The following is a 26,433-nucleotide window of genomic DNA, read 5'->3' as shown; positions in this document are numbered from 1 at the left end:
AGTGAACTTGTTGGAATCCAAGGTTATCCTAACAAAGTCAGAAAAAGAAATATTTATTGATCAAAGCTCAAGCATTGAACTAAAGGCATTTCAATTTCTTGAAAAGGGCTTACCCTATTATGAGTTTATGGTCGGGTTAGAGTTTCTTCGTATAAGGGAAAATGAGTATTATGGAACTGAAAAAAGGTATTTTGGTATTAGCTTTAAAGATAATATGCAAACTTTAATTGTTTTTGAACCGGATAAACATAGTATCTTTGCAACAAAGAACGAAAAGGAAAAACAAGCAGTTACAGAATTAATTACTTATGTATTAACTCAATCATCTATATTTAAAGACATGGTTTCGACCATGGTTAATACTCTTCAACATGAAAATGTAGTTTGTGAAAAGGAAGACAATGAAGTCGATGCAAAACAGGTACAATTAAAAAAATTGTTAAATGTCAATATTGAAAATGTTAAATTTCAAATCGAAATGAAAGCTTGAATAATGGGGAAAAGCCTGAGACTATCATGTGCTTTTCCCTTTTTTGTATCTGCTGCTTAGTAAAAAGAGTTATTTTCTGATAATTAATATTGCTAAATTCCATTTGGGAACATTGATCAATAAATATCTCTTTTTCAAACACTTTTGGAAAACTTTAGATTCTAATAAGTTCATTTTAAGAAACCTCACTTTGGTTTATCGGTAATATAAGATGAAATAGATTTGGTTTAATTTACCTTTTCATAATAAAGAAACAATAACAAATACTATTTATACAGGGGTGAAAAGGAGAGAAGGGAATTATGTTCAAAAGAATTTCAATGTTTTTGATATTTTTGGCCTTTACTTTTACTTTTTCCAAAGCAGTATTTGCTCAAGTCATTCATGAAACCAAATCGGGAGATACCTTGAATAAAATTGCCGTCCAATATAATACTAAAATAGACACAATTGCAAACCTAAATGGGTTGAATAAAGGCCATCAACTTGTATTGGGACAAGCCCTTTTAATCCCTGGTTCTTCTTACATAGTTCAACCGGGTGAAAGTTTATTTATAATCGCAAACCGTCATGCCATTAGTACAAAGTTTTTGATGAATTATAACAATCTAAAAACATCACGTATTATCCCTGGTCAAGAATTATCCATTCCACGTTCTTCTAAAAAGAATGTATGGACAGGAACTTACTATATCCCAAAAGCTAAAGAGACAAATACCTGGATGATTGACAAGTACAAACGAACACTTACAGGGCTATTTATATTTGACTATCGGCCAAACGAAAAAGGACAGTTAATAAAAGTCAACGAGAATGAGGCTCATAAAATTGCATGGAAAAGTGATTTGTACCCTTATGCCACAATAACAAACGTCAGCAACAAAGGGTTCGATCCTGATCTTGTCCATAAGGTAATAAGTGAGCCTGGATTAAGAAAAGTATTTATTAGTAATATCTATTCGTTATTAGATAGCCAGGATTATCAGGGGGTTGTAATAGATTTTGAGATGGTTAGACCGCAAGATAGAGAAAATCTAAATCAGTTTATACAACAATTGGCTGCAAAACTTCATCAATTTAAGATGCATGTTTTAATTGCGCTACCTCCAATGACAGGGGATAAAGTACCCCAATATTATAGTGGTTATGATTATCAAACACTTGGAAAGTATGCTGATAAATTATTTTTAATGACCTATAACTGGCATTGGCCAGGGGGTCCTTCGGGTCCCATTGCACCTATTAATGAAATTCGCCCTGTTTTAAAGTACGCAGTTACGGTGGTACCAAGGTCTAAGCTGATGTTAGGCATTCCTCAGTATGCCTATGATTGGACAATCACAGGTGAAAATCGTAAAGGAGTTTCTTACTCTACACAGGTTGCAATTAATAGGTATATTAATCATGAAAGTCAAGTTTTCTATGATGAAAAGGCCGCGTCCCCTTGGTTTAGGTATAAAGATGAAAATGGAAAATTACATGAAGTATGGTTTGAAGACCCTAGGAGTCTTCTCGCAAAGTTCCGGCTTGTTAAGGAATATGGATTAGGAGGGATGGGCTGTTGGCACTTAGGTACCTCGATGCCACAAACGGAAGAGATTCTACTGAGTGAGTTTTTTGTCCAATAGTTTCAGAGTTAACCCGTATAAGGGGGCTTCTCATTGAATAACAACGATTGTAACTTTTCGCCTTTAAAGCAGCAGTTAGAAGATGGGATTCAATTCCTAATTCAATTACTCCAATCTAATTTAAATGTACTAGAAATGAAAACTATTGTGTATTGGGAAGTTTAGAGGATGTTTAAGAAAAACTTGTCGAAATTGAATTTATGGCTGCCTCCTATTATTAAACTGTTATTTATCGTATTAGAGGAAACCAAGTGGTTTCTGCTGGAAATGTTTTACCATTAACAACAAATATAAAAGAAGAAAAAAAACTTGGAACCAGACACCGAGCAGCACTGGGAATATCAGAACAAAGTGATGCACTTGCCCTAGTTGTTTCAGAAGAAACTGGGAGAATATCATTTGCCATTAATGGAAGATTATACCCCATAAATACAACAAAACCAATTGTTTTAAAAAATCAATAACAGTTTTGAGGATGAAAAATCATAATTACTAGGAGGATTTTAATGCTTAAAAAGCTTTTGATTTTTTTTATTATTCCCTTCTTCTTTTTACCCGCTCATTTAGCTCATGCACAAGTAATTCATGAAGTGAAGTATGGGGATAGTCTAACCAAAATTTCTAGACAGTACCAAATGAACAAAGACGAACTAGCAAAACTAAATGGTTTAGCTAAAAACACTCAACTTGTCTTGGGTCAAGCGATGTTAATACCAGGTTCAACTTATCTAGTGCAACCAGGAGAAAGTATATGGGAGATAGCTAATCGCCATGCACTTAGCGAAGAAACATTAATGCAGCATAATAATTTAAAAAGTCGAGTAATTCGACCTGGACAGAAATTGAATATTCCACGTCCACCCAGGATGAATATTTTTACTGGAACCTACTTCGTTCCAAAAGATAAAAACACCAATAAATGGATGTTAAAAAATTATAAAAGTACTCTGACAAGTATATTCGTTTTTGAATATACTTCTGATCTCCAAGGAAATATAATCGAAACACCTGAAAATGAGGCGCATAAGATAGCTTGGAAAGAAAATCTACCACCTCATGCGACCTTAACCAATTTAAGTGAAAAGGGTTTTGATCCTGATTTAACCCATAAATTAATAAGTACTCCTTGGTTGCGACAAAAATTTATCAACAACATATATTCCCTTTTGGATAGCCATGATTATAAAGGTGTGGTAATCGACTTTGAACAGGTCAAATCTCAAGATAGAGAAAACCTGAACCAATTCATTAAAGAGTTAGCTGAAAGGTTGCATCCAGCTGGAATGGAACTTATGATGGCTGTTCCTCCAAAGGAAGGAGACAGAGTGCCAAGTCATTCGGTTGCGTATGATTATCAAACACTAGGAAAATACCTAGATAGGTTATTTTTAATGACTTATGATTGGCATTGGCCAGGTGGGCCTTCCGGTCCGATTGCACCGATCGATAGGGTAAAAGCAACACTTGACTATGCGGTATCTGTTGTAGATAGAAAGAAGTTAATGCTTGGAATTCCGCAGTATGCTTATGATTGGACGATTAAAGGTGAGAAACGTTCAGGAAAAGCTTATTCTACTCAACATGCGATTGATTTATATACAGGTTATCAAAGTGTAGTACATTATGATGAAAGGGCTGCAGCACCGTGGTTCCGTTATGTTGATAATAAGGGAAATTTACATGAAGTATGGTTTGAAGACCCACGAAGTTTACTAGTTAAGTTTCGACTTGTTCGGCAATATGGGTTAGCCGGAATGGGGTGCTGGCATTTAGGTCTTACTATGCCTCAAACGGAAGAAATGTTATTAGAGGAATTTAAGGTCCGCTAAAAAACACGGAACCTGTTTCATGTAATCAAAAACAGGGAATACATCTATCCCCCCTTTTGATAATTTTTATCAGGGGGGTTAAAGTAATTAAGTGTATGTCACCAAATGTTTATATTTGGTATGGTATGTTACTTTCCTATTGACATGTAGTATGGTATATGTTAAATTATCTCGAATATGAGATATATTAATTTGAGGTGTTTATAAAAATCCGGTTTTATAAATTATTTATTAAGAAATGGAGGTTTATTAGGTGGTAAACCTATATACATCGCCTAGTTGTTCATCCTGCCGTAAAGCAAAAGCTTGGCTGGATGAGCACGAAATTGCTTATATTGAAAGAAATATATTAACCGACCCACTTACGATTGAGGAAATAAAAGATATTCTTAGAATGACAGAAGATGGAACAGATGAGATCATCTCGCTAAAATCAAAGGCGTTTCAAAAGTTTAGTGTCAACATGGACTCACTATCTATTCAAGAATTGTACATGATAATTAAAGATAATCCAGGTCTATTAAAAAGACCGTTAATCCTTGACGAAAAAAGATTACAAGTGGGATACAACGAAGAAGAGATTCGGAGATTCCTTCCTCGAAAATTCCGAACTTTTAATCTTCAAGAAGCACATCGAATAATCAATTAATTATATCGATTGTTTTATTCAATTTTCAGAAAATGGAGTGAAAGTATGAAGATTGGAACAATTGGAACTGGTCCTATTGTGGATCTCTTTCTTTCAGCGCTAAGGGAGATAGAGGAAACCCAATGTGTTGCCTTATATTCCCGAAAAGAAGAATCAGCTAAGCTATTAGCTTAAAAATACAGCATTGATAAGGTTTATACGGATTTAGATTCCATGTACTCTGACCCTGCTGTAAATTTTGTTTATGTCGCTTCTCCCAATAGTTTACATTTTGAGCAAGCCTATCGTGCACTTGAGTTTGGAAAGCATGTCATTATAGAAAAGCCGATTACATCTACAATTGCGGAAATTGAAAGTTTAATTAATTTAGCAGAACAGAAAAATTTAATGTTGTTCGAAGCGATAACAACTATTCACCTGCCGAACTTTCATTTAATTAAACAAAATATTGGGAAATTAGGACCACTTAAATTCATTCAGTGTAACTATAGTCAGTTTTCTAGTAGATACAATTCATTGTTATCTGGTCAAACACCCAATGTTTTCAATCCAAAATTTTCAGGTGGGGCTCTTGTTGACATTAATATATATAACTTACATTTTGTCATGAGTTTTTCGGAACACCTGAAAAAATAAACTACATGGCTAATAAACATCCTAATGGCATTGATACATCGGGTATTCTTGTTATGAAATATCCTGATTTTATCGCTGAATGTGTAGGAAGCAAAGATTCACACAGTATGAACTTTGTCCTAATACAAGGAGAAAAAGGATATTTACATGTTGATCAAGGTGCGAATGGCTGTAGAAAAGTAATTTTGCATACTGATGAAACAGAAATTGTTTTAAACAGTCAAGCAACTACTAATAATCTATTTTATGAACTATTAGCTTTTAACGAAATTTACAAATCTAACGATTTTAATTGCTGCTATGAGCTACTTGAACATAGCATTTCAGTTATGAGAATGCTTGTTAATGCCAGAAAGGATGCTGGAATTGTATTTGATGCAGATTATTAATTGAAACTGCTGCCTTTTCTTCAATATCGGAAATTTTCCCTTGAAATTGTAAATATCCATTTTATTTTGAAGACAATAGTAATAACAAATTGTATTAGTCACTGAGGTGTTATGGTATGCCCAAAATTACAGTTCTTGGATATGGAACTATAGAAGTTGAAAAAGGGAGAAAGTTAGTACTCGGATTAATAGATAACGGTGTAAATATCCTCCACCAATGCGGAGGGAAAGCCAAATGTACAACTTGTAGAGTGGAAATATTAGGTGGTGACTTTTCTGAAATATCGCCTACTGAAAGAAATGCTTTTGTTAAGAAGGGGATTTTTGATGACAATTTACGTCTATCATGCCAGGTTCTTGTAAAGGGGGATTTAGAAATTATCCCAATAATGACATTGGAAAATTCCGGTATGGAATCAGGCCCGAGACCAGATGAATAAAGTTTTGTTTTTATATGTTTAGATGGTGAGAAGAAATTTATAAAAAGCTATTGATTTTCTTTATCGGATATAATATTATTATCTCATATTCATAATACTCGAATCCAAGATATTTGATTCTAGGAGGTGATCTCTAAATGACAATAAAGTGCACCAATCAGCCGTTTCTTGTTTTAATGCACACCTCAAAAGTAATTGAGGAACGAATAAGGGATCAAATGGTTAAAAACAATCTAAACATAACAGAGTTTTCTGTGTTAGAGGTGCTTTATCATAAAGGAAGACAAACGATTCAACAAATTGGAAAAAGTATATTAATAACTAGTAGCTCGATGACGTATGTAATTGATAAATTAGAACAAAAGTGCTTATTAAATCGCATACCCTGTCCTGAAGATAGACGTGTAATACATGTTGAATTAACAAAGGATGGAAACGACTTGATGGAGAAAATTATGCCAAACCATCATGAATTGATTGATGATATGTTCGGATTTTTAAATAGTAATGAATCGCAAATGTTAGTTGATCTTCTGAAAAAAGTAAGAAAAAGAGCAGAAAATATTTGAATTTATTTTTTGTTAAATATCTCGAATTAGAGATTCTCGAATAGAATGTAATTGTGAGAATAATTTATTGGGCATAATAAGTTCGCGGAATCTACTCTGTACGAGTTTTTAATGCCTTCCGTAACGTAAATTATTAAATATTTTATGTTAAAGAAAGAGGAGTGTAGAACATGAGTAAAAAAACAATGGGTATTCACCATATCACGGCAATCGTAGGACATCCACAAGAGAACGTAGATTTTTACGCAGGAGTATTAGGTTTGAGATTAGTAAAGCAAACAGTTAATTTTGATGACCCAGGTACTTATCACCTTTATTTCGGTAATGAAGGTGGGAAACCAGGAACAATTATTACTTTCTTTCCATGGGCGGGAGCTAATCAAGGAATCATTGGTGACGGTCAAGTTGGAGTTACTTCATATGTAGTTCCTAAAGGTGCCATGGACTATTGGGAAAAGAGACTTGATAAGTTCAAAGTATCATACTCTAAAATGGAACGTTTTGGAGAGCAATATTTGGAATTTGATGATCCACATGGTCTGCACTTAGAAATTGTTGAAAGAGAGGACGGAGAAGTCAATTCATGGACATTTGGAGGTGTAACACCGGATGTTGCTATAAAAGGTTTTGGGGGTGCTACTTTATTATCGACCCAGCCTGATAAAACGGGTGAATTGTTGGAAAAAGTCATGGGACTGGAATTAGTAGGTAAAGAAGGAGACTTCGCTCGTTACCGTTCCACTGCCGACATCGGAAATATTATCGACCTTAAATTAACTCCTATTGGACGTGGACAAATGGGCGTGGGAACCGTTCACCATATTGCATGGCGGGCCATAGATGATCAAGATCAATTAGATTGGCAAAGATACGTAGCATCCAAAGGGTATGGTGTTACTCCTGTACAGGATAGGAACTACTTTAATGCCATTTACTTCAGAGAACATGGAGAAATACTATTTGAAATTGCGACTGATCCTCCAGGATTCGCACATGATGAATCACAAGAGACAATGGGTGAAAAGTTGAAGCTTCCAGCACAGTACGAACAATTTAGAGGGCAGATTGAACAAACGTTACTACCAATTAAAGTAAGAGAACTAGAGTGATTTTATGAAAAGGAATGATTTCTTTGCTTTCAATTGATCCTGCAGCATTGTCTGAAAGAGAAAATTATAAATTTCTAATAGGAAGCATCATACCTAGACCAATTGCTTTTGTCACAACTATTTCAAAAAACGATGTTTTAAATGGAGCACCATTTAGTTATTTTAATATCGTGTCATCCAATCCCCCGATGATTTCTTTATCTATCCAACGTTCTTCGGGGAGCCAAAAGGATACAGCGAGAAACATCATCGAGTCCAAACAATTTGTGGTTCATATCGTGGACGAGCAAAATGTGGAGAAGATAAATAAAACTGCAGCAAACCTTCCGCCACAAGAAAGTGAGATTGAGGCAGCGGATTTAACTCCAGTTAAAAGTGTGAAAATTTCAGTTCCAGGGGTGAAGGAAGCAAAAATTAGAATGGAATGTTTGTTAGAGCATTCCTTAGAATTGGGAGGTTTGGAGACTCCAGGGACTGATATTATTATTGGAAAAGTTATACAATTCTATATCGAAAGTGACATTTATCAAAATGGAAGAATTGATCCCAAGGCTCTGGCTGCTGTAAGTCGAATGGCTGGAAATTATTACGCCAAAATTGGCGAGATGTTTGAAATCGAAAGACCTAGATAATGCGGTTTAACAACCTTTTTGAAATGGGGAGGAAAACATGCTAAAAACTGCAGGTATTCATCATATAACTGCCATGGTTAACGATGCTCAAAGAAACATTGACTTTTATGCAGGTGTCCTCGGGTTAAGACTCGTTAAAAAAACCATTAATTTTGACCGACCAGAGGTGTATCATCTTTATTTTGGGAATCAAACGGGGCAACCAGGTACTGTAATTTCTTTCTTTCCATGGGCTAAACAGTTAAAAGGGCGTATAGGACAAGGTCAAGTTGGTGTGACCAGTTATGTTATACCAAAGGGTTCCGTTTCATTTTGGGAGAATCGATTGAGGAAATTTGCAGTTGAGTTTACTTCATCCATTCGATTTGGTGAAAAATACTTACAGTTTAACGATCCTGACGGACTCCAAGTTGAATTGACAGAACGAGATGAAGGACCAACGAATACTTGGAACTTCGGGGGAGTTCATGTAGAACATGCAATCAAAGGATTTGGTGGTGCTGTTCTATATTCTGCACAACCACATAAGACAACGGACGTTCTAGAAAATATTTTAGGGTTAGATTGCATTGGTGAAGAAAATGAATTCTTAAGATTTACATCTGAAGCTAATGTTGGAAACACCATTGATATTCACTTAAATCCTTCTGTCCGAGGGCTGATGGGTGCAGGAACAGTTCACCATATTGCATGGAGAGCCAAGGATGAAGAAGATCTTCTCAAATGGAGTTCACTTATACAAGATAATGGTTTTTATCCAACAGAAGTTCGTGATCGTAACTACTTTAAAGCAGTATATTTTCATGAAGCAGGAGGTATCCTCTTCGAAATAGCGACCGACCCACCCGGTTTTTCGGTTGATGAACCAGTGGAGGAACTTGGAAAAAAACTCATGCTGCCGCCTTGGTTAGAATCAAAAAGAGATGAATTAGAAGAAACCTTACCGCCTGTGGAGGTTCGTGTTCTGGAGGGAGATAAATAATGAAACATATATTTAATAAGGGGCAAGACCTAACAAAACCAACATTATTATTGCTTCATGGTACGGGTGGAAATGAATTAGATTTGTTGCCTCTTGCTGGGAGAATCGATGTTGAGGCTTCTGTATTAAGTGTACGTGGGAATGTATTAGAAAACGGTATGCCTCGTTTCTTCAGAAGATTAGCTGAAGGAGTATTTGATGAAGAAGACTTAGTTTTCAGAACGAAAGAATTAAATAAGTTTCTTGATGAAGCCGCAGAAATGTATGGTTTTGACCGCGATAATATTATCGCAATTGGGTACTCGAATGGTGCAAATATAGCAGGGAGTTTATTATTTCACTTTCAAAATGCTTTAAAAGGTGCTATTCTTCATCATCCAATGGTGCCTAGAAAAGGAATAGATCTTCCAGACTTATCAGGCAAGTCAGTGTTTATTGCTGCAGGAACAAATGATCCAATCTGTTCACCGCTTGAATCGGCTGAATTACAAGTATTATTGGAAAAGGCTAATGCGAAGGTAGAACTGCATTGGGAAGATAGAGGTCATCAATTGACTGCTAACGAGGTAGAAGCTGCAGCCCAATGGTATCGGAAGTTATAATCAATTAATTATTTTATGGAGGAGAAAAGAATGTTAGAAAAAAACGAAATCGGAGCACTTATTTTGCGAGTAACATTAGGAGCATTGTTTTTAATTCATGGATTGGTAAAGGTTCAAGGTGGAATAGAAAACATTGTTGGTTGGTTTGAAAGTATTGGATTACCAGGATTTTTGGCATATGGAGTTGCATTGCTTGAAATTGCTGGAGGTATCGCATTAATCATTGGATTGGCAACAAGACTTGTATCTGCTTTGTTTGCATTATTGATGATTGGAGCAACAGTAAAAGTAAAACTTGCAGTTGGTTTATTAGGAAATGGACAAATGGCAGGTTATGAATTAGATCTAGCATTCTTAGCAATCGCTATCTACCTGGTCATTAATGGAAGTAAACTGTTGTCTGTAAGCCAATTAATTTTTAAAAGGGATTCAAATAGCTTTTCAAAAGCTGTTTAATAATGAATATAGTTATCAAACGGAAGGAATAATAGGTGGTGTATTTTGATGGGATTCTTATCCAAGTTATTTGGAAATTCAACTGAAAAGGAGACAGAAATAATGTCAAATGTAAAATTGGCAGTAATTTATTACAGCATGGGTGGAACAAACTATCAACTAGCAAGATGGGCAGAAGAGGGTGCGAAGGAAGCTGGTGCAGAAGTGAAAGTATTAAAAGTACCTGAACTTGCTCCACAATCAGCGATTGAAGGAAATCCTGTTTGGAAGGCTACAGTTGAAAAAACAAAAGATGTTCCAGAAGTTAAATTAGAAGACCTAGAATGGGCAGACGCGATTATTTTCAGCGTACCGACTCGATTTGGTAATATGCCAGCGCAAATGAAGCAATTCTTAGATACTACAGGTGGTCTTTGGTTTAATGGCAAGCTTGTAAATAAGGTAGTTAGTGCGATGACTTCAGCACAAAATTCTCACGGGGGTCAAGAGGCAACTATCTTATCACTTTATACAACAATGTACCATTGGGGTGCAATTGTCGCGGCGCCTGGTTATACGGATCCTGTTACATTTGGTGCAGGGGGCAACCCATATGGAACAAGTGTGACAGTTGGTCAAGATGGTAAAATGATTGAAGATGTACAGGCAGCAGTTAAACACCAAGCGAAGCGAACAGTTACTGTTGCAGAGTGGATAAAAAAGGCGAACCAATAAAGTTTTAATCAAATAAAAAAAGCTAATCGGAAACTTCTCGATTAGCTTTTTATTACATAAGTAATACTTTACTCGAAGGGGATATAGAGTACACCAACCCGAAGAAATACTAATTTTGGGAAAACTCTTTTGATAGTAGATAATTTGAAGAGTGAGTATGTGTTCCTATTTTATATAAGATAATATTTTTACGGAGAGCTTGTTCAACAAAGTAGATTACCAGAAACTAAGGAATCAATTATTGGAATAAGAAACGAGGAAATGAAATGACTAGTCTATTAGTAGATAATCCGAAAATTGGAGAAGAAGCTCTCGAACTGATTTGGGAGAATGGCGAAAATTGTTGGCGAATAAGTCGAAATTTCTTCTTTGGTCACGCTTTGGTCACATTGATTTATTGGTCAATTCATAGTTTATTTAACGAGCTGCTCAAATTGATGAGCGGCTTCTTTTTGTAAATTTGGTAACAAGAAAATATGGTAGACAGCAAGAGTCTGTTAATGTAATATAAAGAAAATCATATACATATTTTAAACAGGTGTTATGCATGTAAGAATGTATAGCTTAATAGGGAAGTTCGGTGAAAGTCCGACACGGTACCCGCCACTGTAATCTGGAGCGACTTGCACAATGTCACTGCTTTATTTAAAGCGGGAAGACGCAAGGAGCATCGATGGTTAGTCAGGAGACCTGCCTGTTTAGAAAGTACGACGTGACCTACGGGATATAGGGATGTGTTTACGGAGACGGAAGTATGCTTTTTTATTAATAAAGCAGAACATACCAGTGTTTTTTGTGAGCATTTAAACCCACCAGGTTTAAATGCTCTTTTTAGTTTGGTCACTATTTTATACGATGGAGGTAAGTTTAAAGTGAAAAAAAGATCATTATGGTTTTCATTTGTTGTACTGTTAGGTTTAACAAGCTATTTTTGGACGAATTCTTATCGTCCAGCCTATGCGATGCATATTATGGAAGGATTTCTACCATTGGGTTGGGCTATTTTTTGGTGGGGGATCACCATTCCATTTGTTGCCGTTGGAATACGATCGATTGCGAAGAAATTAAAAGAAAATCCTGAATTGAAATCAATGCTAGGTCTGTCTGGTGCATTTGCATTCGTATTATCTGCGTTGAAAATTCCTTCAGTCACAGGTAGTTGTTCCCATCCAACGGGTGTAGGATTGGGGTCAATTTTATTCGGTCCAACGGCGATGAGTGTTTTAGGAACAATAGTCCTTTTATTTCAATCACTATTGTTAGCACATGGTGGTATTACTACTTTAGGCGCAAATGCATTTTCGATGGCTGTCGTTGGACCTTTACTTTCCTACGGAATATACAAGTGTGGAAGAAAAATGAATGTATCCGTCGCCGTTTCAGTCTTTTTAGCTGCAATGTTAGGGGATTTGGGTACATATTTAGTGACATCGGTTCAATTAGCTTTAGCTTTCCCTGCTGAGATAGGTGGATTTGTGGCCTCATTTGTAAAGTTTGCTAGTATCTTTGCTTTTACACAAGTACCCTTAGCGATTAGTGAAGGCTTACTTACGGTGATTGTGATGAACTTACTCCAAAAATATAATATGACAGAATTAAATCAATTACCTACAATGAAGGAGGCACGGTAATATGAGAAATGGAGTATTATTTTTATTCGTAATTCTATTAACAATTATTCCTTTAATTTTTATTGAAAATGCTGAATTTGGTGGGGCTGACGGGCAAGCGGAGGAAGCGATTACCGAAGTGGCACCTGACTATGAGCCTTGGTTTCATGCGATATGGGAACCACCAAGTGGAGAGATTGAAAGTTTACTATTCTCGTTACAAGCGGCTCTCGGAGCCATCATCATCGGGTATGTCATTGGATATGGAAAAGCTAGAAAAAAGTATTCTTCAGCCAAAGAATAGCAGAATGAAGTGAAAACTATGATGAAAATTGATGATTATGCTTATATCAGCGGATTAAAAGATGTTCATCCCGTTGAGAAGGTCAGCTTTGCGCTGATCTTTCTCTTTTTTACAATTCTTTCAAAAAATATTTCGGTGGCTTGTTTTACCTTTACTGTCATGAGTATTTTGGTGCTATTCAAGGCGAAAATCCCGTTTATTGCATATATGAAACTTCTTTTCGTCCCTTTTATATTCTTAATGACAAGCTTGGTTGCCATACTATTTTCCATAGCACCTATTTATCAAGAAGGTCTAGAGGTGCTTTGGATGGCTAAAATAGGTTCATGGCAAATCTATATTAGTTCAAATAGTATCCAACAATCATACGAACTAGCTGCAACCATATTAGCAAGTGTGAGCTGTTTATATTTTCTTGTTTTATCAACTCCTCTTAATCAATTAATGTGGATATTAATAAAAGTAAAACTCCCCACCGTTTTTGTAGAATTAATCGGGATTACATATCGATTTATCTTTGTTTTATTGGAAAAGATGAATGAAATTTATATTGCACAATCTAGCAGACTGGGCTATCAAAATTATAGAAGCTGGTTTTCCAGCGTAGCACAGCTTATTGTCAGCCTTTTCATAAAATCGATGCACGCAGCAAAAGAACTTCAAATCGCAATTGATAGTCGAGGTGGAGATGAACATTTGTATGATGTGGATTTATCATTGGGCTACAATCGTGGGCATTTTGTCATTATTATTATTTCGTTTGTAACACTTTTCATGATTTATGTTATGACAAAATCATGAAAGACCTATGAAAAGGAAGTATGCAGAGTGAGTGAACAAATTATAACGTTTGAACAAGTTTCTTATCAATATGCAGATGGAACAATGGCATTGAATCAAATAAATCTTTCAATTGAAAAAGGGAAGAAGATCGCCTTATTAGGGAACAATGGCGCCGGGAAATCGACACTATTTCTTCTTATGAACGGGATATTAAAGCCAACAAGTGGCAGCATTTTATACAATGGAAAGAAGTTGACCTATAAACGGAAAGAGATTCAGCAATTAAGGCAGCAAGTCGGTATTGTGTTCCAAAACTCTGAAACCCAACTTTTTTCATCTACTGTCTATGAAGATATTAAGTTCGGTCCAAAAAATTTAAATTTACCCACCGAAGAAGTTGAGAGGCGTGTAAAGGAAGTCATCACACTAACAGAAACGGAATCGCTTAAAGATAAACCCCCTCACTTTTTAAGTATCGGACAGAAAAAAAGGGTAGCAATTGCTGGAATTGTTGCCATCGATCCTGAATTAATGGTATTAGATGAACCAACAGCTGGGCTCGATCCTTACTATTCAAAAAGAATGTTGAACCTATTGGAAAAGATTCATCATCGAAACCGGACGATTCTATTGTCTACACATAATGTAAATCTTGCTTATGAGTGGGCAGATGAGGTCATCATCTTAAACAATGGGCATTTGCTTGCTCAAGGAACACCGGTTGAGGTTTTTAGTAAAAGAGAAATACTCGAAACAAGCCATTTACAAAAACCTTGGATTATGGAAGTGTTTGAAAAATTTCAAAGAATGAACTTATCCAATAAAAAGTATCCGAGGTCAAAAGCAGAACTGTTTGAAATGATGGAATCATGTTTTAATGGGACCAGCATTCAAGTTTAAGGTGGAATTCTGACGAGTGATCTCAGTTTATTGTGCATAATTTTTTGAACGCACCATTTCAACCTAAGAAGGAGCTTTTATTAAATTTTCAAACAAATAGTTTGTTAACTTTCGAGTTTATATGATATAGTTATAAAAAATTTAATAATACTTTAAATAAGTGCTCACATTTGTGAGGTAAAAGGGAAACTAGTGAAAGTCTAGTACAGCCCCCGCTACTGTAAGAGCTGATGAAATTACAATGCCACTGAGAAATCGGGAAGGTGTAAGAGTAAAAAGAAGCTTAAGTCAGGAAACCTGCTTATTTAAACGACACTTGCTTTTCGGAGGGAGAAGTATAGGCGGGACAATTATTCCAATTGTTTTTGTATTTCAGTATGCTTTTTTTATACTGCGATTTCACATGCCTGTATTCCTTTTAAAAGGGGTACAGGCATTTTTTATTTGGAGGTAAGCCTATGAAAAAGGGAAAAATTTTTGTTGTTGGCTTCGGTCCCGGTGATCGTGAGCATATTACAAATCGAGCTGTAGTGGCATTGCAGCAAAGTGATTGTATTATTGGCTATAAAACATATGTGGAGCTAATTGAACCTTTCGTAACAGCAAAGTCCATCGTCAGTACGGGTATGACTGAAGAAGTGTCTCGTGCACAGGATGCAGTAAAGAAGGCTGAAGCTGGCCATATTGTCTCAGTGATTTCCAGCGGAGATTCAGGCGTTTATGGTATGGCTGGATTAGTGTATGAAGTGCTGATTGAGAAGGGCTGGACTGAAAAAGAAGGAATTGCGGTAGAAATTGTTCCAGGTATTTCAGCCATTAATTCTTGTGCAAGTTTATTGGGTGCGCCTGTCATGCATGATTCCTGCACGATAAGTCTAAGTGATCATTTAACGCCTTGGACCGTAATCGAAAAGCGCATTGAAGCAGCTGCGATGGCGGATTTTGTTATAGCTTTATATAATCCGAAAAGCGGTCGACGGACACGCCAAATTGTAGAGGCACAAAATATTCTATTAAAATATCGTTCTCCTGAAACACCGGTGGGACTTGTGAAAAGTGCCTATCGTGAAAATCAAAATGTAGTGCTGACAACACTGGCTGAAATGCTTGAACATGATATAGGAATGCTGACAACAGTTATTATCGGAAATTCTTCTACTTTCTTTTATGACAATAAAATCATTACCCCTCGAGGTTATCAGCGTAAATATACGTTAGGGGAAGAGAAGCAAAGCTTAAAACCACATCAGCGTTTAAAAAAGGAAGCTGAACCATGGGCATTAAATCAAGAAACAGGGGAAGCACAATCTGGTTATGAGCAAATTGAAAGAATAAAACAAGAAGCCAGCTCATTAGATTTGGCCAAAAAGGCTTTATCCATGGTGACTAAATCGGAAATAGACTATCCGCATTTTGTTCAGCAGCCAATTGAAAATATATTTGAATTTGCTGTTTCACCTGGTGTTGCCAATAAATTTATTACGCCTGAGCAAATGCGCGTATTAGCAGAAACCATTGGCGATACAGGCACCATGGAATATACACCGGATCATCGTTTTTTACTAAAGATTCCAACAAATCAGCCTGAATCGGTTGTTGAAAAGCTTGAACAAAATCATTTAATCGTCATGCCTGTGGGAGATGTTTTAAATGTAAAAGCTTGTGATTTTTGCAACGGTGAAAAAGCAGAATCAATTCCATATGCAGAAGAAATAGGAGCAAAATTGGGGGGCTTAAAGCTTCCAAAAGAATTACATATTGGTTTCAACGGCTGCGGTATGGCCTGTTATCGGGCAGTATTCGATGATATTGGGATTGTTTACCGCAAGAAAAAATTTGATTTATTTATTGGCGCAAAGCCGGTTGGCCGTACAGCCCATGCTGCACAGCCAGTAGCAGAAGGAATTGAACCAGATCATCTGCTGCCGTTATTAACGAAAATAATAGAAGAGTACAAACAAAATGCCCATCCAAATGAACGCCTTTTTAAATATTTTAAACGGGTGAAAAGAATTCAGTATTTTAACTATCAGGATATGAGCTCCAAAATTGAAGTCGAGCCGGCACCATGTGGAGATTAGGAGGAACACATGATTTTATTTTTAGCAGGCACAAGTGATGCGAGAGCATTAGCCATTCAATTGCAAAATCAAGGCTATCCTTTATTAGCAACAGTTGTCACAGAATCTGCTGCCGAAAGTTTAAAAGCCCACCATATTCCTTATCAAGTCGGGCGGTTATCAGTGGATGACATGATGGCGATTATTCAGAAGCAAATGATGACCAGTGTCATCGATGCCAGCCATCCATATGCGGAAGAAGCGTCGAAAACTGCAATGGCAGCAGCAAAAGCATGTGATATTCCTTATATTCGTTATGAAAGGCCAAAAGAACAGTTTATTTCTCCGCTAATTACAGAGGTTGAAAGCTATGAAGAAGCAGCCAAATTAGCTCAATCTCATAAAGGAACGATCATGTTAACAACAGGCAGCAAAACGTTAGAAATATTTACGAAATATTTAAAGTGTGATGAAATCCGGCTTATTTGCAGAATGCTTCCAAATATAGGGAACATGGAAAAGTGCAATCAGTTAGGTGTTAAACAAAAGGACATTATTGCGATCCAGGGTCCATTTTCGGAATCATTAAATAAAGCACTATGTGAGCAATATAATGTGTCTCTAATGATTACTAAAGAAAGCGGCAAAGTGGGATCTGTAGATGAAAAAATGACAGCTGCTCTAGAATTAGGGATTCCTGTTATTTTAATAAAACGGCCAGCGATTGAATATGAAAACTTTTGTACTTCTTTTGAAGAAGTAACTCAACTATTAGGAGGTTTTATTCTTGGCAAACATGAACTTTAATACAAAATTTATACCCGTTACGGTAGATCCAGACAAGATTTATGATTACAGTTTCGCCATTATTAAAGAAGAAATGGGCGAACATTCATTTACTGATGAGCAATGGCTGGTGGTTCGGCGGGTGATTCACGCTTCAGCAGATTTTGAGTTAGGCCGAAGCATGATCTTTACACCTGATGCCATTGAGGCAGGGGTTCAATCCATTTTAGCGGGCCGTCATGTAGTGGCGGATGTACAAATGATCGAAAGCGGTTCAGGACGGAAACGATTCCAAAAGCATGGCGGGGATTTACATTGTTATATTGCCGATGAAGATGTCTCAAAAGAAGCGAAGGCTCAAGGAACAACACGTGCTATTATTTCCATGCAAAAAGCAACGCGTTTACATGAAGGAGGAATCTATGCCATTGGCAATGCGCCAACCGCCTTGCTGGAGTTAATTCGTTTGATTAAAGAAGGTGTGGCAAAACCGGATTTAATTATTGGAATGCCAGTCGGCTTTGTATCAGCAGCAGAGTCGAAGGCGGAGTTAGCAGTGTTGGAAGGGATTCCATTTATTACGAATGTTGGGAGAAAGGGTGGCAGTACAGTGACAGTCGCTGCACTTAATGCCATTTCGATTATGGCGGATGAACGAGCAAAAGAAACGAAATAAAAAAGACCCTTCACAAATGCGTCATGGCTACACGACAGGAGCTTGTGCAACAGCGATGACAAAGGCAGCACTGCAAGCTCTTGTCGTGGGAAAGGTACCTGATGAAGTCACGATTTTTTTACCGGTTGGCCAGTATGCAACATTTAAAGTAACGGCATTTGAAGTGTCAGATGACGAGGTAATGTGTGAAACGATTAAAGATGCCGGGGACGATCCTGATGCTACACACCAGGCACGAATTCAAAGTACCGTTCGCTATTCAAAAGAAGAAGGTATCCATTTAGATGGCGGGGTTGGTGTAGGGCGAGTGACAAAAGCGGGACTTCCTGTACCTGTAGGCCAAGCAGCGATAAACCCTGTACCGCGTAAAATGATATGTGGCGTTGTACAAGAAGCCATTGAAAAATATAAATTGGATTGTGGAATTGAAGTGGTCATTTCTGTACCAGATGGTGAAGAGATTGCTGAAAAAACTTTGAATGGGCGGTTAGGCATTATCGGCGGAATTTCGATATTAGGTACACGGGGAACAGTGGTTCCATTTTCAAGTTCTGCTTATATGGCAAGTATCGTGCAAGCGATTAATGTAGCAAAAGAATCAGGATGTGAGCATTTAGTCATCACAACGGGCGGACGCAGTGAAAAATATGCAATGCAGCAGTATCCTCATTTACCAGAAGAAGCATTTATCGAAATGGGCGATTTTGTCGGTTTTACGTTAAAGAATATTGCACGGAAGAAGATTCCGAGAGTCTCGTTAGTAGGGATGATGGGGAAATTCTCAAAAGTAGCCCAAGGCGTTATGATGGTTCACTCAAAAAGCGCACCGATAAGCTTTGAGTTTTTAGCAGGCATTGCCAATAAAGTGGGTGTTGATGAGAAGACGCAGCGAGAAATTTTACAGGCGAATACGGCTTCACAGGTTGGTGAAATGCTTCAGGGAAACGAGGCATTTTTTACAGCACTTTGCAAAAACTGCTGCTACTATGCATTGAATCATATGAATATTGACATGAAAGTGTCGACAACCTTGTATGCCATGAATGGTGACTGTTTAGGAAAGGCTGAGAATATTGAAAAATTGGATGAAGATGATTGGTATAGGGGATAATGGCCCGGAAGGATTGCTCCCCCAATATACACAGTGGATCAATGAATGCGATGTACTTGTAGGCGGAGAGCGCCATTTGCAATTTTTCCTAGAATTTAAAAAAGAGAAAAAAGTTATCAAAGGCGGTTTGTCGGCGTTAACAGCTGAATTACAGCAAGAAAAACGAAATGTTGTTATTTTAGTGTCCGGTGATCCTCTATTTTATGGACTTGGCAGTGTACTTGCGAAAAAGCTTCCGTTAGAGATTTATCCGTATACCAGCTCGGTACAGCTTGCTTTTTCTAAAATGCAGGAAAGCTGGCAGGATGCGTATATTGTCAGCTTGCACGGCCGTTCCATTAAAGGGTTTGCACAAAGAATTGATGGGCGTAAAAAAATTGCTGTTTTAACAGATGAAACGAATTCTCCGCAGGCCATTGCAAAATATTTAAAGCGTTTCGGCATGACAGAATATGATGCCTTTGTTGCTGAAAATCTACAAGGCGAAAAGGAGCGGTGCCGCTTTCTCACATTGGACGAAATGGAGCAAAGCTCCTTTTTTCCATTGAATGTTGTGGTTTTAAAACAGCGAGTGGCAGTCGAACGCGCCTCTCTTGGAATTCCGGATGATGCTTTTTTTCAGAGAAAGCCAGATAAAGGATTAATTACGAAAAGAGAAATTCGGACTCTTTGTCTGCAGGAGTTAGGACTTAAGGAAAATAGCATTGTTTGGGATATCGGAACCTGCACAGGTTCAGTTGCGATTGAAGCAGCGAAAATGGCTCGAGAAGGTGCCGTGTATGCAATTGAAAAAAATGAGGGTGACCTTGAAAACTGCCTGGAAAATCAATTAAAACATCGTACAGATTTTGTTGCAGTGCTGGGGAAGGCACCTGACCGTCTGGAAGAATTTCCAGATCCGCATGCGATTTTTATTGGCGGCAACGGTGGAAATATGGAGCATTTATTGCAAACATGTATTTCACGCTTACAACCAAATGGACGCCTCGTTATGAATATTGCAACAATTGAAAATCTGGCAGAAGCGCTGCAACATCTAAAAGCATTAGGCTGTGAAGTATCGATATTACAGGCACAAATTTCAAAGAGTAAACCAATCTTAAATTTAACGCGTTTTGAACCGTTAAATCCAATCTATATTGTGACAGCAAAGAAAGGAAATGAATAATGAGAATGGGAACCTTATTTGGACTAGGTGTTGGGCCGGGAGATCCAGAATTAATCACAGTAAAAGCATTTCGCAGATTGCAGGAAAGCCCGGTCATTGCTTATCCAAAAAAATTAAAGGGCAGTAAATCTTATGCCCATCGTATTGTTGAAGTGTATATTAACCCGGCAGAAAAAGAGATGCTTGGTTTAGTATTCCCCATGACAAAAGATGAAGATACACTAAGAGCCGAGTGGACAAAATCAGTGGAAGCTATTTATAGCTATTTAGTTCAAGGAAAAGATGTAGCTTTCGTGACTGAAGGGGATCCAATGTTGTTTAGCACATTTATTCATTTAATGAATTTAATGAAATCGATGCACCCAGATGTCCCGATTGAAACGGTAGCAGGTATTTCGTCGTTTAATGGTTCTGTTAATCGCTTAGGGATTGCTTTGGCTGATGGTGATGACCATGTCGCTATGATTCCTGCTACAGAGGATATGGAAGAAATGCGCCGAGTAATTGAAAACCACGATGCGATCGTCTTTATCAAAGTAGCAAAAGTTATAGACGCAATGCTCGATCTACTGGAGGAAATGAATTTATTAGAAAAAGCACATGTCGTTACAAAAGTTACATCTGATGAAGAGGTCATTTGGAAGATCAATGAACTTCGGGGTGCAGAATTAAATTACTTGTCATGTATGGTGGTGCGCAAATAATGAAGAAAATTTGGATTATCGGTGCAGGTCCGGGAGATCCGGATTTAATCACGGTGAAAGGTTTAAAGCTATTAAAAGAAGCGGATGTTGTGATGTATACTGATTCACTTGTAAGCGAAACGTTAGTAGCGGAAGCAAAGGAGTCGGCAGAAATTATCCGCACAGCAGGGATGCATCTTCAGGAAATGGTGGATTGTATTGTCGAGCGTGTCAATGCAGGCAAAAAGGTAGTACGTTTACATACAGGCGACCCGGCGATGTACGGGGCAACGATGGAGCAGGTGGCACTGTTGAAGCAGCATGAGATTACCTATGAAGTTGTGCCAGGTGTAAGTTCTGTTTTTGCGTCTGCAGCAGCTGTTGGCGCAGAGCTGACGATTCCTGATTTAACCCAAACTCTTATTTTAACACGTGCTGAAGGACGTACACCTGTGCCTGAGCATGAAAAATTACAGGCACTGGCAAGCCATCACTGTACGATTGCCATGTTTTTAAGTGCGACATTAACAAAGAAAATAACTAAAGAATTGCAGGCTGCAGGCTGGGCAGACGATACACCAGTTGCGGTTGTGCAGCGTGCTTCGTGGCCAGACCAAAAAATTGTGCGGACAACACTGGTTGAATTAGATGAAGCAATGCGTGTCAATGGCATTCGCAAGCATGCGATGATTCTTGCAGGCTGGGCATTAGACCCGCATATCCATGAAAAAAATTATCGTTCGAAGCTATATGACAAAACCTTTACTCATGGCTTCCGCAAAGGTGTGAAGGAGAATGATTAGTTTACGTGAAGGTGAAATTCCTGTAATAGAAAAGCGCAAACCATATGCTCTCGTCGCCATAACGAAACATGGGGTGGCACATGCAAGAAGCTACGCGGAAAAATTTCCGTATGCGGACCTTTATTATATGAAGAAATTCGAGCAGGGCGACGAAGACACGCGCAAAATTCAGTTATTTGATGGGACGGTTCGCCTATTATTGCCCGCTTTGTTCCAGCAGTATAAAGGAATCATTTGCATCATTTCCCTCGGTGCTGTCGTCCGTATGATTGCTCCGCTTTTGATTGATAAAAAGAAAGATCCTGCAGTATTAGTGGTAGATGATAAAGGCCAATATGTCGTCAGCGTTTTATCAGGTCATGTTGGCGGTGCCAATGCCTTAACCCATGAATTTGCAAATGCGATTGGTGCGGCACCCGTTGTTACAACCGCGTCAGATGTTCAAAAAACGATTCCCGTTGATTTATTTGGCGCCAAATTTGGGTGGATGTGGGATAGTGAAGAAAAATTAACACCTGTTAGTGCATCGGTTGTCAATGAAGAGCATGTTGCGATTGTGCAGGAAACGGGAGAAAAAAATTGGTGGATGTACGATCGCTCAATGCCGGACAATTTGAAAATTTATCCTACGATAGATGAAGCAATTATGGCAAAGCCACAAGCGGCACTGCTTATTACAGATCGTTTAATTAAGGCACATGAAGAGGTGCTGCTCGAGAACGGAGTTATGTATCGTCCAAAATCAATTGTACTTGGCATTGGCTGTAATCGTGGTACGGCAATGGCAGAGATTGAACAAGTCATAGATGAAACATTAGCGGAGCTGTGTTTAAGTAAAAAAAGTGTCAAAGCAGTTGCGACCATTGATTTAAAGAAAAACGAAACAGGCCTGCTTGAATTAACGGCTAAACATAACTGGCCGTTTGTAACTTACACACCTGACGAGCTAAATGCAATACCGATGGAAAATCCGTCGGAAACTGTCTATAAATATACAGGTGCATATGGGGTCAGTGAGCCGGCCGCATTGCTTTATTCGAATGCGAAAGAGTTACTGCTGGAGAAAAAGAAAAGCGGAAATGTGACTATATCCATTGCACGTGTCAACTTTGAGGAGGAAGTACGATGAATCGATTTGTTCTAGCCGGCACTGGAAGCGGTGTTGGAAAAACAACGTTTACAATCGGCATCATGCGTGCGCTTATGAAGCGTGGTTTAACAGTCCAGGGCTTTAAATGCGGCCCAGATTATATTGACCCAACATATCATACTGCTGTTACACAACGCCCTTCTCGTAATATTGATAGTTTCATGATGTCCCATGAAACCGTTCGTGCCATTGTCGCTAGAGCGAGCCAAGATGCAGATGCCGCTATTATTGAAGGAGTCATGGGCTTTTATGATGGCAAATCGCCATTATCAAATGAAGGATCTGCTGCTCATATTAGTGAGATTACAAAAAGCCCCGTCATTTTAATTGTCAATGCGGCAAGTATGGCAAGAAGTGCGGCTGCGATTGTCAAAGGATTTCAACTGTTAGATGAAAATTCAAATATTGTTGGTGTTATTGCCAATCAATTAGGAAGTAAAAGCCATTTTGAAATTGTCAAAGCAGCGATTGAACAAGAATGCGGAATTCCTGTCATTGGCTATCTACCAAAAGGAGCTGTACCTTTGATGCCAAGCCGCCATCTGGGTTTAGTGCCAGCCATTGAACGTGGTGATCTAGATTCCTATTTTGATAGTCTTGCAGAAGCGATCGAAGAAACAGTGGATATTGAACAGCTGCTGGAAATTACAAAAACACAATCATTGGACGTCCCTGCATCTATTTTTGATGCAGAGCCGCAAAGTCAAGAAGTACATATTGCAGTTGCAAAGGATGCCGCTTTTAACTTCTATTATGAAGAAAATTTAGAATTACTCCGTGCATATGGTGCCACTTTGCATTACTTCTCTCCTTTACAAAATGAGGAAGTTCCAGAAAATGCGCAGGGGCTGTATATCGGCGGCGGTTTCCCGGAAGAGTTTGCTGAAGTATTGGCGAAAAATGAGGAAACGAAGCAATCTATAAGAACCGCGCTTGAGCGAGGGATACCCACATTAGCGGAATGCGGCGGTTTTATGTATTTAACAGAGGAAATTGTGAATCGTCAAGGACAGGTATTCCCAATGCTCGGTATTATTCCAGGACGTGTACGGATGCAAGATAAATTAGCGGCACTTGGATACCGGGAAATTACAGGTGTTCCCGGCAACTTTCTAATCAATGAAGAGGAGCAGGCAAAAGGGCATGAGTTCCATTACTCAACGTATGAGGGGGAGCTTACATCACCAGCTTATTTTAGTAAAGGCCGTTTTCGTGCTCAGCAGGAAGGTTATCTACATAAAAATATTGTTGCGGGTTATACACACTTTCATTTTGCTTCGAATCCACAGCTTGTGAAAAATTGGCTGACAGCATGTTTGGAGGATAAACAATGAATTATTTCCCACTATTAATGAATATTGACTATAAAAAGGTTGTTATTGTTGGGGGCGGACATGTAGCTCGTCAAAAGGTAGAAGCGCTGCTGCCAACAAAAGCACTAGTGACAGTGATAAGCCCAGCGGTAACCCAAAAATTGCAGCACTACATCAAAGAAGGGCTTGTGACATGGAAAGAAAAAGCATTTGAACCTGCTGATTTAGATGATGCAGCACTGATTTTCGCCGTTACCAATGACGAAGAGGTAAATAATGCAGTGGAAGAAGCGGCACAGCATTGGCAATTACTCAGCCGTGCGGATGCAAAAGGACGTGTTGATTTCATCAATCCAGCTGTCGTTCGCCGTGGTGATTTCGTTTTGTCTGTATCGACGTCTGGAGCAAGTCCAGGTCTGACACGTCAAGTAAAGACGGATTTAGAAGAGCAATTTGGAGTACATTACGCGCAGTATGTTTCATTTTTAAAGGAAGCGCGTCAGCGAATTTTACAAGTATTTACGGGCGATGTGAAAAAACAGCTATTGGCAGAGCTCCTGGATCCACAGTTATTACAATGGATCGAGCAAGGTGAAAAACAAAAATGTGAAGCGTGGCTGCAGCAGCGTATAGGAGAAAAACGGTGAGCGGATTTGTATATATTGTAGGAGCTGGTCCTGGTGACCCAAAACTATTGACGATTCGTGGATTAGAGTGCATTCAGCAAGCAGATGTGATTTTATATGACCGTCTGGTGAATGTTGAATTATTAAAACATGCGAAACCTGACGCCGAGCTGATTTATTGTGGAAAAGAACCCGGCAGGCATGGACTGATTCAAGATGAAATTCATCGTGTGCTAGTGGAGCAAGCCAATCTTGGCAAGCAGGTTCTCCGCTTAAAAGGCGGTGACCCATTTGTCTTTGGACGTGGTGCAGAAGAAGCCGTGATTTTACGGCAAGCCGATATTTCATTTGAAATCGTGCCTGGTATTACAGCGGGGATTGCGGCGCCTGCTTATGCAGGGATTCCTGTAACACATCGTGATCATGCTTCAAGCTTTGCGATCGTTACAGGTCATGGCCGAAAAGAAAAGGAGCAGGACTTTTTAAATTGGTCCGCGCTTGCTCAAATTGATACAGTGGCCTTTTATATGAGCATTGGCAATATCGCGCATATTACGAAAAGCTTAATAACCTATGGCAAAAGTGAAACAACCCCTGTTGCCGTTATTGAATGGGGCACAACTGAAAACCAACGAACGATTACAGGCAATCTCTTAACCATTGCACAAGATATTCAAATCCATCGTATTTCTAATCCATCGATGATTTTAGTTGGTGAGGTAGTTAATGTACGGGACCAAATTGCCTGGTTTATAGAAAAGGAGCATGAATTATGTTAGATGCATTAAAAAAACGCCGTGCGATTCGCCAATTTGAAACGCGCGAAGTGGAACGTGACAAAATTGAGACATTATTAGAAGCAGCAACGTATGCACCAAATGACCGTATGCGTGAGCCATGGCATTTCTATGTATTACAGGGCGACAGCTTAAAACGTTATGAGCAGGTGGCGCTTGATTATTTACAAAACCGTTTCCCAACAAAACCACATTTAGTGGAAAGCTCAATGGAAGCTGTCACAAAGACACCGCTTATCATTGTGGTGACATCTGCCATTGTCGATGGAGATGAAGGTGCAACCAAAGATAATACCTTTGCAGTCAGCAGTGCGATTATGTCGATGTGGTTAATGGCAGAACAGCTGGGTTTAGGCATGGTATGGCGTACACGCGGTGTAGGCTTAGTGCATGATACAGCATTACATGATTTTATTGGCGCATCGGATGGGGAGCAATTAGTAGGGACGTTATGCATTGGTTACCCTGCAGAAGAATTCACTTCCGCGAAAAAGCGTACACCATTTGCAGAAAAAACAACTTGGCTATAAGGAGGTTT

At 38.5% G+C, this 26,433-nt stretch carries 30 protein-coding genes, 2 pseudogenes and 2 riboswitches; all 32 genes and pseudogenes read left to right on the top strand.

Features of this window, described 5'->3' with window-relative positions:
• Position 1 precedes the first annotated feature (1 nt).
• The gene (locus QFZ31_RS06085) at positions 2–490 is read left to right on the top strand and encodes a hypothetical protein (protein ID WP_307301713.1); all 489 of its coding nucleotides are present in this window, start codon (positions 2–4) and stop codon (positions 488–490) included.
• A gap of 302 nt (positions 491–792) precedes the next feature.
• Positions 793–2,118 carry a glycosyl hydrolase family 18 protein gene (locus QFZ31_RS06080; protein WP_307301712.1) on the top strand — a complete coding sequence of 442 codons (1,326 nt, stop codon included), beginning with the start codon at positions 793–795 and terminating at the stop codon, positions 2,116–2,118.
• Positions 2,119–2,151: 33 nt separating this feature from the next.
• Positions 2,152–2,283, top strand: a complete 132-nt coding sequence (locus QFZ31_RS06075; RefSeq protein WP_307301710.1) for a hypothetical protein — start codon at positions 2,152–2,154, stop codon at positions 2,281–2,283.
• Positions 2,284–2,354: 71 nt separating this feature from the next.
• Positions 2,355–2,582: pseudogene (locus tag QFZ31_RS06070) on the top strand (diadenylate cyclase); the annotation flags it as partial.
• Between the two features lie 42 nt (positions 2,583–2,624).
• On the top strand, positions 2,625–3,947 hold the full coding sequence (locus tag QFZ31_RS06065) for a glycosyl hydrolase family 18 protein (RefSeq protein WP_307301709.1): 1,323 nt from the start codon (positions 2,625–2,627) through the stop codon (positions 3,945–3,947).
• 253 nt (positions 3,948–4,200) lie between these two features.
• Positions 4,201–4,596: a transcriptional regulator SpxA gene (gene spxA / locus QFZ31_RS06060; RefSeq protein WP_307301708.1), complete on the top strand. Its 396-nt coding sequence runs from the start codon at positions 4,201–4,203 to the stop codon at positions 4,594–4,596.
• 45 nt (positions 4,597–4,641) lie between these two features.
• Positions 4,642–5,621: pseudogene (locus QFZ31_RS06055) on the top strand (Gfo/Idh/MocA family protein).
• Between the two features lie 116 nt (positions 5,622–5,737).
• The gene (locus tag QFZ31_RS06050; RefSeq protein ID WP_307301707.1) at positions 5,738–6,061 is read left to right on the top strand and encodes a 2Fe-2S iron-sulfur cluster-binding protein; all 324 of its coding nucleotides are present in this window, start codon (positions 5,738–5,740) and stop codon (positions 6,059–6,061) included.
• Between the two features lie 137 nt (positions 6,062–6,198).
• Positions 6,199–6,630, top strand: coding sequence for a MarR family winged helix-turn-helix transcriptional regulator (locus tag QFZ31_RS06045; protein ID WP_307301706.1), 432 nt, complete (start codon positions 6,199–6,201; stop codon positions 6,628–6,630).
• A gap of 170 nt (positions 6,631–6,800) precedes the next feature.
• A complete protein-coding gene (locus QFZ31_RS06040) occupies positions 6,801–7,739 on the top strand; it encodes a ring-cleaving dioxygenase (protein WP_307301704.1) in 939 nt (312 codons plus the stop codon).
• A 23-nt stretch (positions 7,740–7,762) separates the two neighbouring features.
• A complete protein-coding gene (locus tag QFZ31_RS06035) occupies positions 7,763–8,371 on the top strand; it encodes a flavin reductase family protein (protein WP_307301702.1) in 609 nt (202 codons plus the stop codon).
• A gap of 37 nt (positions 8,372–8,408) precedes the next feature.
• Positions 8,409–9,353 (top strand): ring-cleaving dioxygenase, encoded by a 945-nt coding sequence (locus QFZ31_RS06030; RefSeq protein WP_307301700.1) that lies wholly within the window; start codon positions 8,409–8,411, stop codon positions 9,351–9,353.
• On the top strand, positions 9,353–9,955 hold the full coding sequence (locus QFZ31_RS06025; protein WP_307301698.1) for an alpha/beta hydrolase: 603 nt from the start codon (positions 9,353–9,355) through the stop codon (positions 9,953–9,955). Before QFZ31_RS06030 ends, QFZ31_RS06025 begins: the two co-directional genes overlap by 1 nt.
• A 30-nt stretch (positions 9,956–9,985) precedes the next feature.
• Positions 9,986–10,411, top strand: a complete 426-nt coding sequence (locus tag QFZ31_RS06020) for a DoxX family protein (protein WP_307301696.1) — start codon at positions 9,986–9,988, stop codon at positions 10,409–10,411.
• Between the two features lie 48 nt (positions 10,412–10,459).
• The gene (gene wrbA, locus QFZ31_RS06015) at positions 10,460–11,125 is read left to right on the top strand and encodes an NAD(P)H:quinone oxidoreductase (RefSeq protein WP_307301694.1); all 666 of its coding nucleotides are present in this window, start codon (positions 10,460–10,462) and stop codon (positions 11,123–11,125) included.
• A 266-nt stretch (positions 11,126–11,391) separates the two neighbouring features.
• Positions 11,392–11,583 (top strand): hypothetical protein, encoded by a 192-nt coding sequence (locus tag QFZ31_RS06010; RefSeq protein WP_307301693.1) that lies wholly within the window; start codon positions 11,392–11,394, stop codon positions 11,581–11,583.
• 61 nt (positions 11,584–11,644) lie between these two features.
• A riboswitch (cobalamin riboswitch) is annotated at positions 11,645–11,838 on the top strand.
• A 159-nt stretch (positions 11,839–11,997) separates the two neighbouring features.
• Positions 11,998–12,756 (top strand): energy-coupling factor ABC transporter permease, encoded by a 759-nt coding sequence (locus QFZ31_RS06005; protein ID WP_373459829.1) that lies wholly within the window; start codon positions 11,998–12,000, stop codon positions 12,754–12,756.
• Between the two features lies 1 nt (position 12,757).
• Complete coding sequence (locus QFZ31_RS06000; RefSeq protein ID WP_179603139.1) at positions 12,758–13,039, top strand: energy-coupling factor ABC transporter substrate-binding protein; 282 nt, start codon at positions 12,758–12,760, stop codon at positions 13,037–13,039.
• A gap of 18 nt (positions 13,040–13,057) precedes the next feature.
• On the top strand, positions 13,058–13,840 hold the full coding sequence (gene cbiQ / locus QFZ31_RS05995; RefSeq protein WP_307301692.1) for a cobalt ECF transporter T component CbiQ: 783 nt from the start codon (positions 13,058–13,060) through the stop codon (positions 13,838–13,840).
• Between the two features lie 27 nt (positions 13,841–13,867).
• Positions 13,868–14,722, top strand: coding sequence for an energy-coupling factor ABC transporter ATP-binding protein (locus QFZ31_RS05990; protein WP_307301691.1), 855 nt, complete (start codon positions 13,868–13,870; stop codon positions 14,720–14,722).
• A 141-nt stretch (positions 14,723–14,863) separates the two neighbouring features.
• Positions 14,864–15,042: riboswitch (cobalamin riboswitch) on the top strand.
• Positions 15,043–15,180: 138 nt separating this feature from the next.
• Entirely contained in the window at positions 15,181–16,803 is a 1,623-nt protein-coding gene (cobJ, locus tag QFZ31_RS05985) for a precorrin-3B C(17)-methyltransferase (RefSeq protein WP_307301690.1), read from the top strand.
• 9 nt (positions 16,804–16,812) lie between these two features.
• Positions 16,813–17,589 carry a precorrin-6A reductase gene (gene cobK / locus QFZ31_RS05980; RefSeq protein WP_307301689.1) on the top strand — a complete coding sequence of 259 codons (777 nt, stop codon included), beginning with the start codon at positions 16,813–16,815 and terminating at the stop codon, positions 17,587–17,589.
• Positions 17,579–18,244, top strand: coding sequence for a precorrin-8X methylmutase (locus tag QFZ31_RS05975; RefSeq protein WP_306075113.1), 666 nt, complete (start codon positions 17,579–17,581; stop codon positions 18,242–18,244). The genes cobK and QFZ31_RS05975 overlap by 11 nt, the downstream gene beginning before the upstream one ends.
• Positions 18,219–19,355, top strand: a complete 1,137-nt coding sequence (locus tag QFZ31_RS05970) for a cobalt-precorrin-5B (C(1))-methyltransferase (protein ID WP_307311406.1) — start codon at positions 18,219–18,221, stop codon at positions 19,353–19,355. Before QFZ31_RS05975 ends, QFZ31_RS05970 begins: the two co-directional genes overlap by 26 nt.
• A complete protein-coding gene (cbiE, locus tag QFZ31_RS05965; protein WP_307311403.1) occupies positions 19,330–20,523 on the top strand; it encodes a precorrin-6y C5,15-methyltransferase (decarboxylating) subunit CbiE in 1,194 nt (397 codons plus the stop codon). Before QFZ31_RS05970 ends, cbiE begins: the two co-directional genes overlap by 26 nt.
• Positions 20,523–21,227 (top strand): precorrin-2 C(20)-methyltransferase, encoded by a 705-nt coding sequence (gene cobI / locus QFZ31_RS05960; RefSeq protein WP_307301688.1) that lies wholly within the window; start codon positions 20,523–20,525, stop codon positions 21,225–21,227. Before cbiE ends, cobI begins: the two co-directional genes overlap by 1 nt.
• On the top strand, positions 21,227–22,009 hold the full coding sequence (gene cobM / locus QFZ31_RS05955; protein ID WP_307301686.1) for a precorrin-4 C(11)-methyltransferase: 783 nt from the start codon (positions 21,227–21,229) through the stop codon (positions 22,007–22,009). The genes cobI and cobM overlap by 1 nt, the downstream gene beginning before the upstream one ends.
• Entirely contained in the window at positions 22,002–23,138 is a 1,137-nt protein-coding gene (locus QFZ31_RS05950; protein WP_307301684.1) for a cobalt-precorrin 5A hydrolase, read from the top strand. The genes cobM and QFZ31_RS05950 overlap by 8 nt, the downstream gene beginning before the upstream one ends.
• Positions 23,135–24,493: a cobyrinate a,c-diamide synthase gene (locus QFZ31_RS05945; protein WP_307301683.1), complete on the top strand. Its 1,359-nt coding sequence runs from the start codon at positions 23,135–23,137 to the stop codon at positions 24,491–24,493. The genes QFZ31_RS05950 and QFZ31_RS05945 overlap by 4 nt, the downstream gene beginning before the upstream one ends.
• Complete coding sequence (locus tag QFZ31_RS05940) at positions 24,490–25,119, top strand: bifunctional precorrin-2 dehydrogenase/sirohydrochlorin ferrochelatase (protein WP_307301682.1); 630 nt, start codon at positions 24,490–24,492, stop codon at positions 25,117–25,119. Before QFZ31_RS05945 ends, QFZ31_RS05940 begins: the two co-directional genes overlap by 4 nt.
• A complete protein-coding gene (gene cobA, locus QFZ31_RS05935; RefSeq protein WP_307301680.1) occupies positions 25,116–25,877 on the top strand; it encodes a uroporphyrinogen-III C-methyltransferase in 762 nt (253 codons plus the stop codon). The genes QFZ31_RS05940 and cobA overlap by 4 nt, the downstream gene beginning before the upstream one ends.
• Entirely contained in the window at positions 25,871–26,425 is a 555-nt protein-coding gene (locus tag QFZ31_RS05930) for a nitroreductase (protein WP_307301679.1), read from the top strand. Before cobA ends, QFZ31_RS05930 begins: the two co-directional genes overlap by 7 nt.
• Positions 26,426–26,433 lie beyond the last annotated feature (8 nt).

The sequence above is a fragment of the Neobacillus niacini genome (genome assembly GCF_030817595.1).
GTDB classification, from domain to species: domain Bacteria; phylum Bacillota; class Bacilli; order Bacillales; family Cytobacillaceae; genus Neobacillus; species Neobacillus niacini_G.
This window is presented reverse-complemented; position numbering and strand designations above follow the sequence as displayed.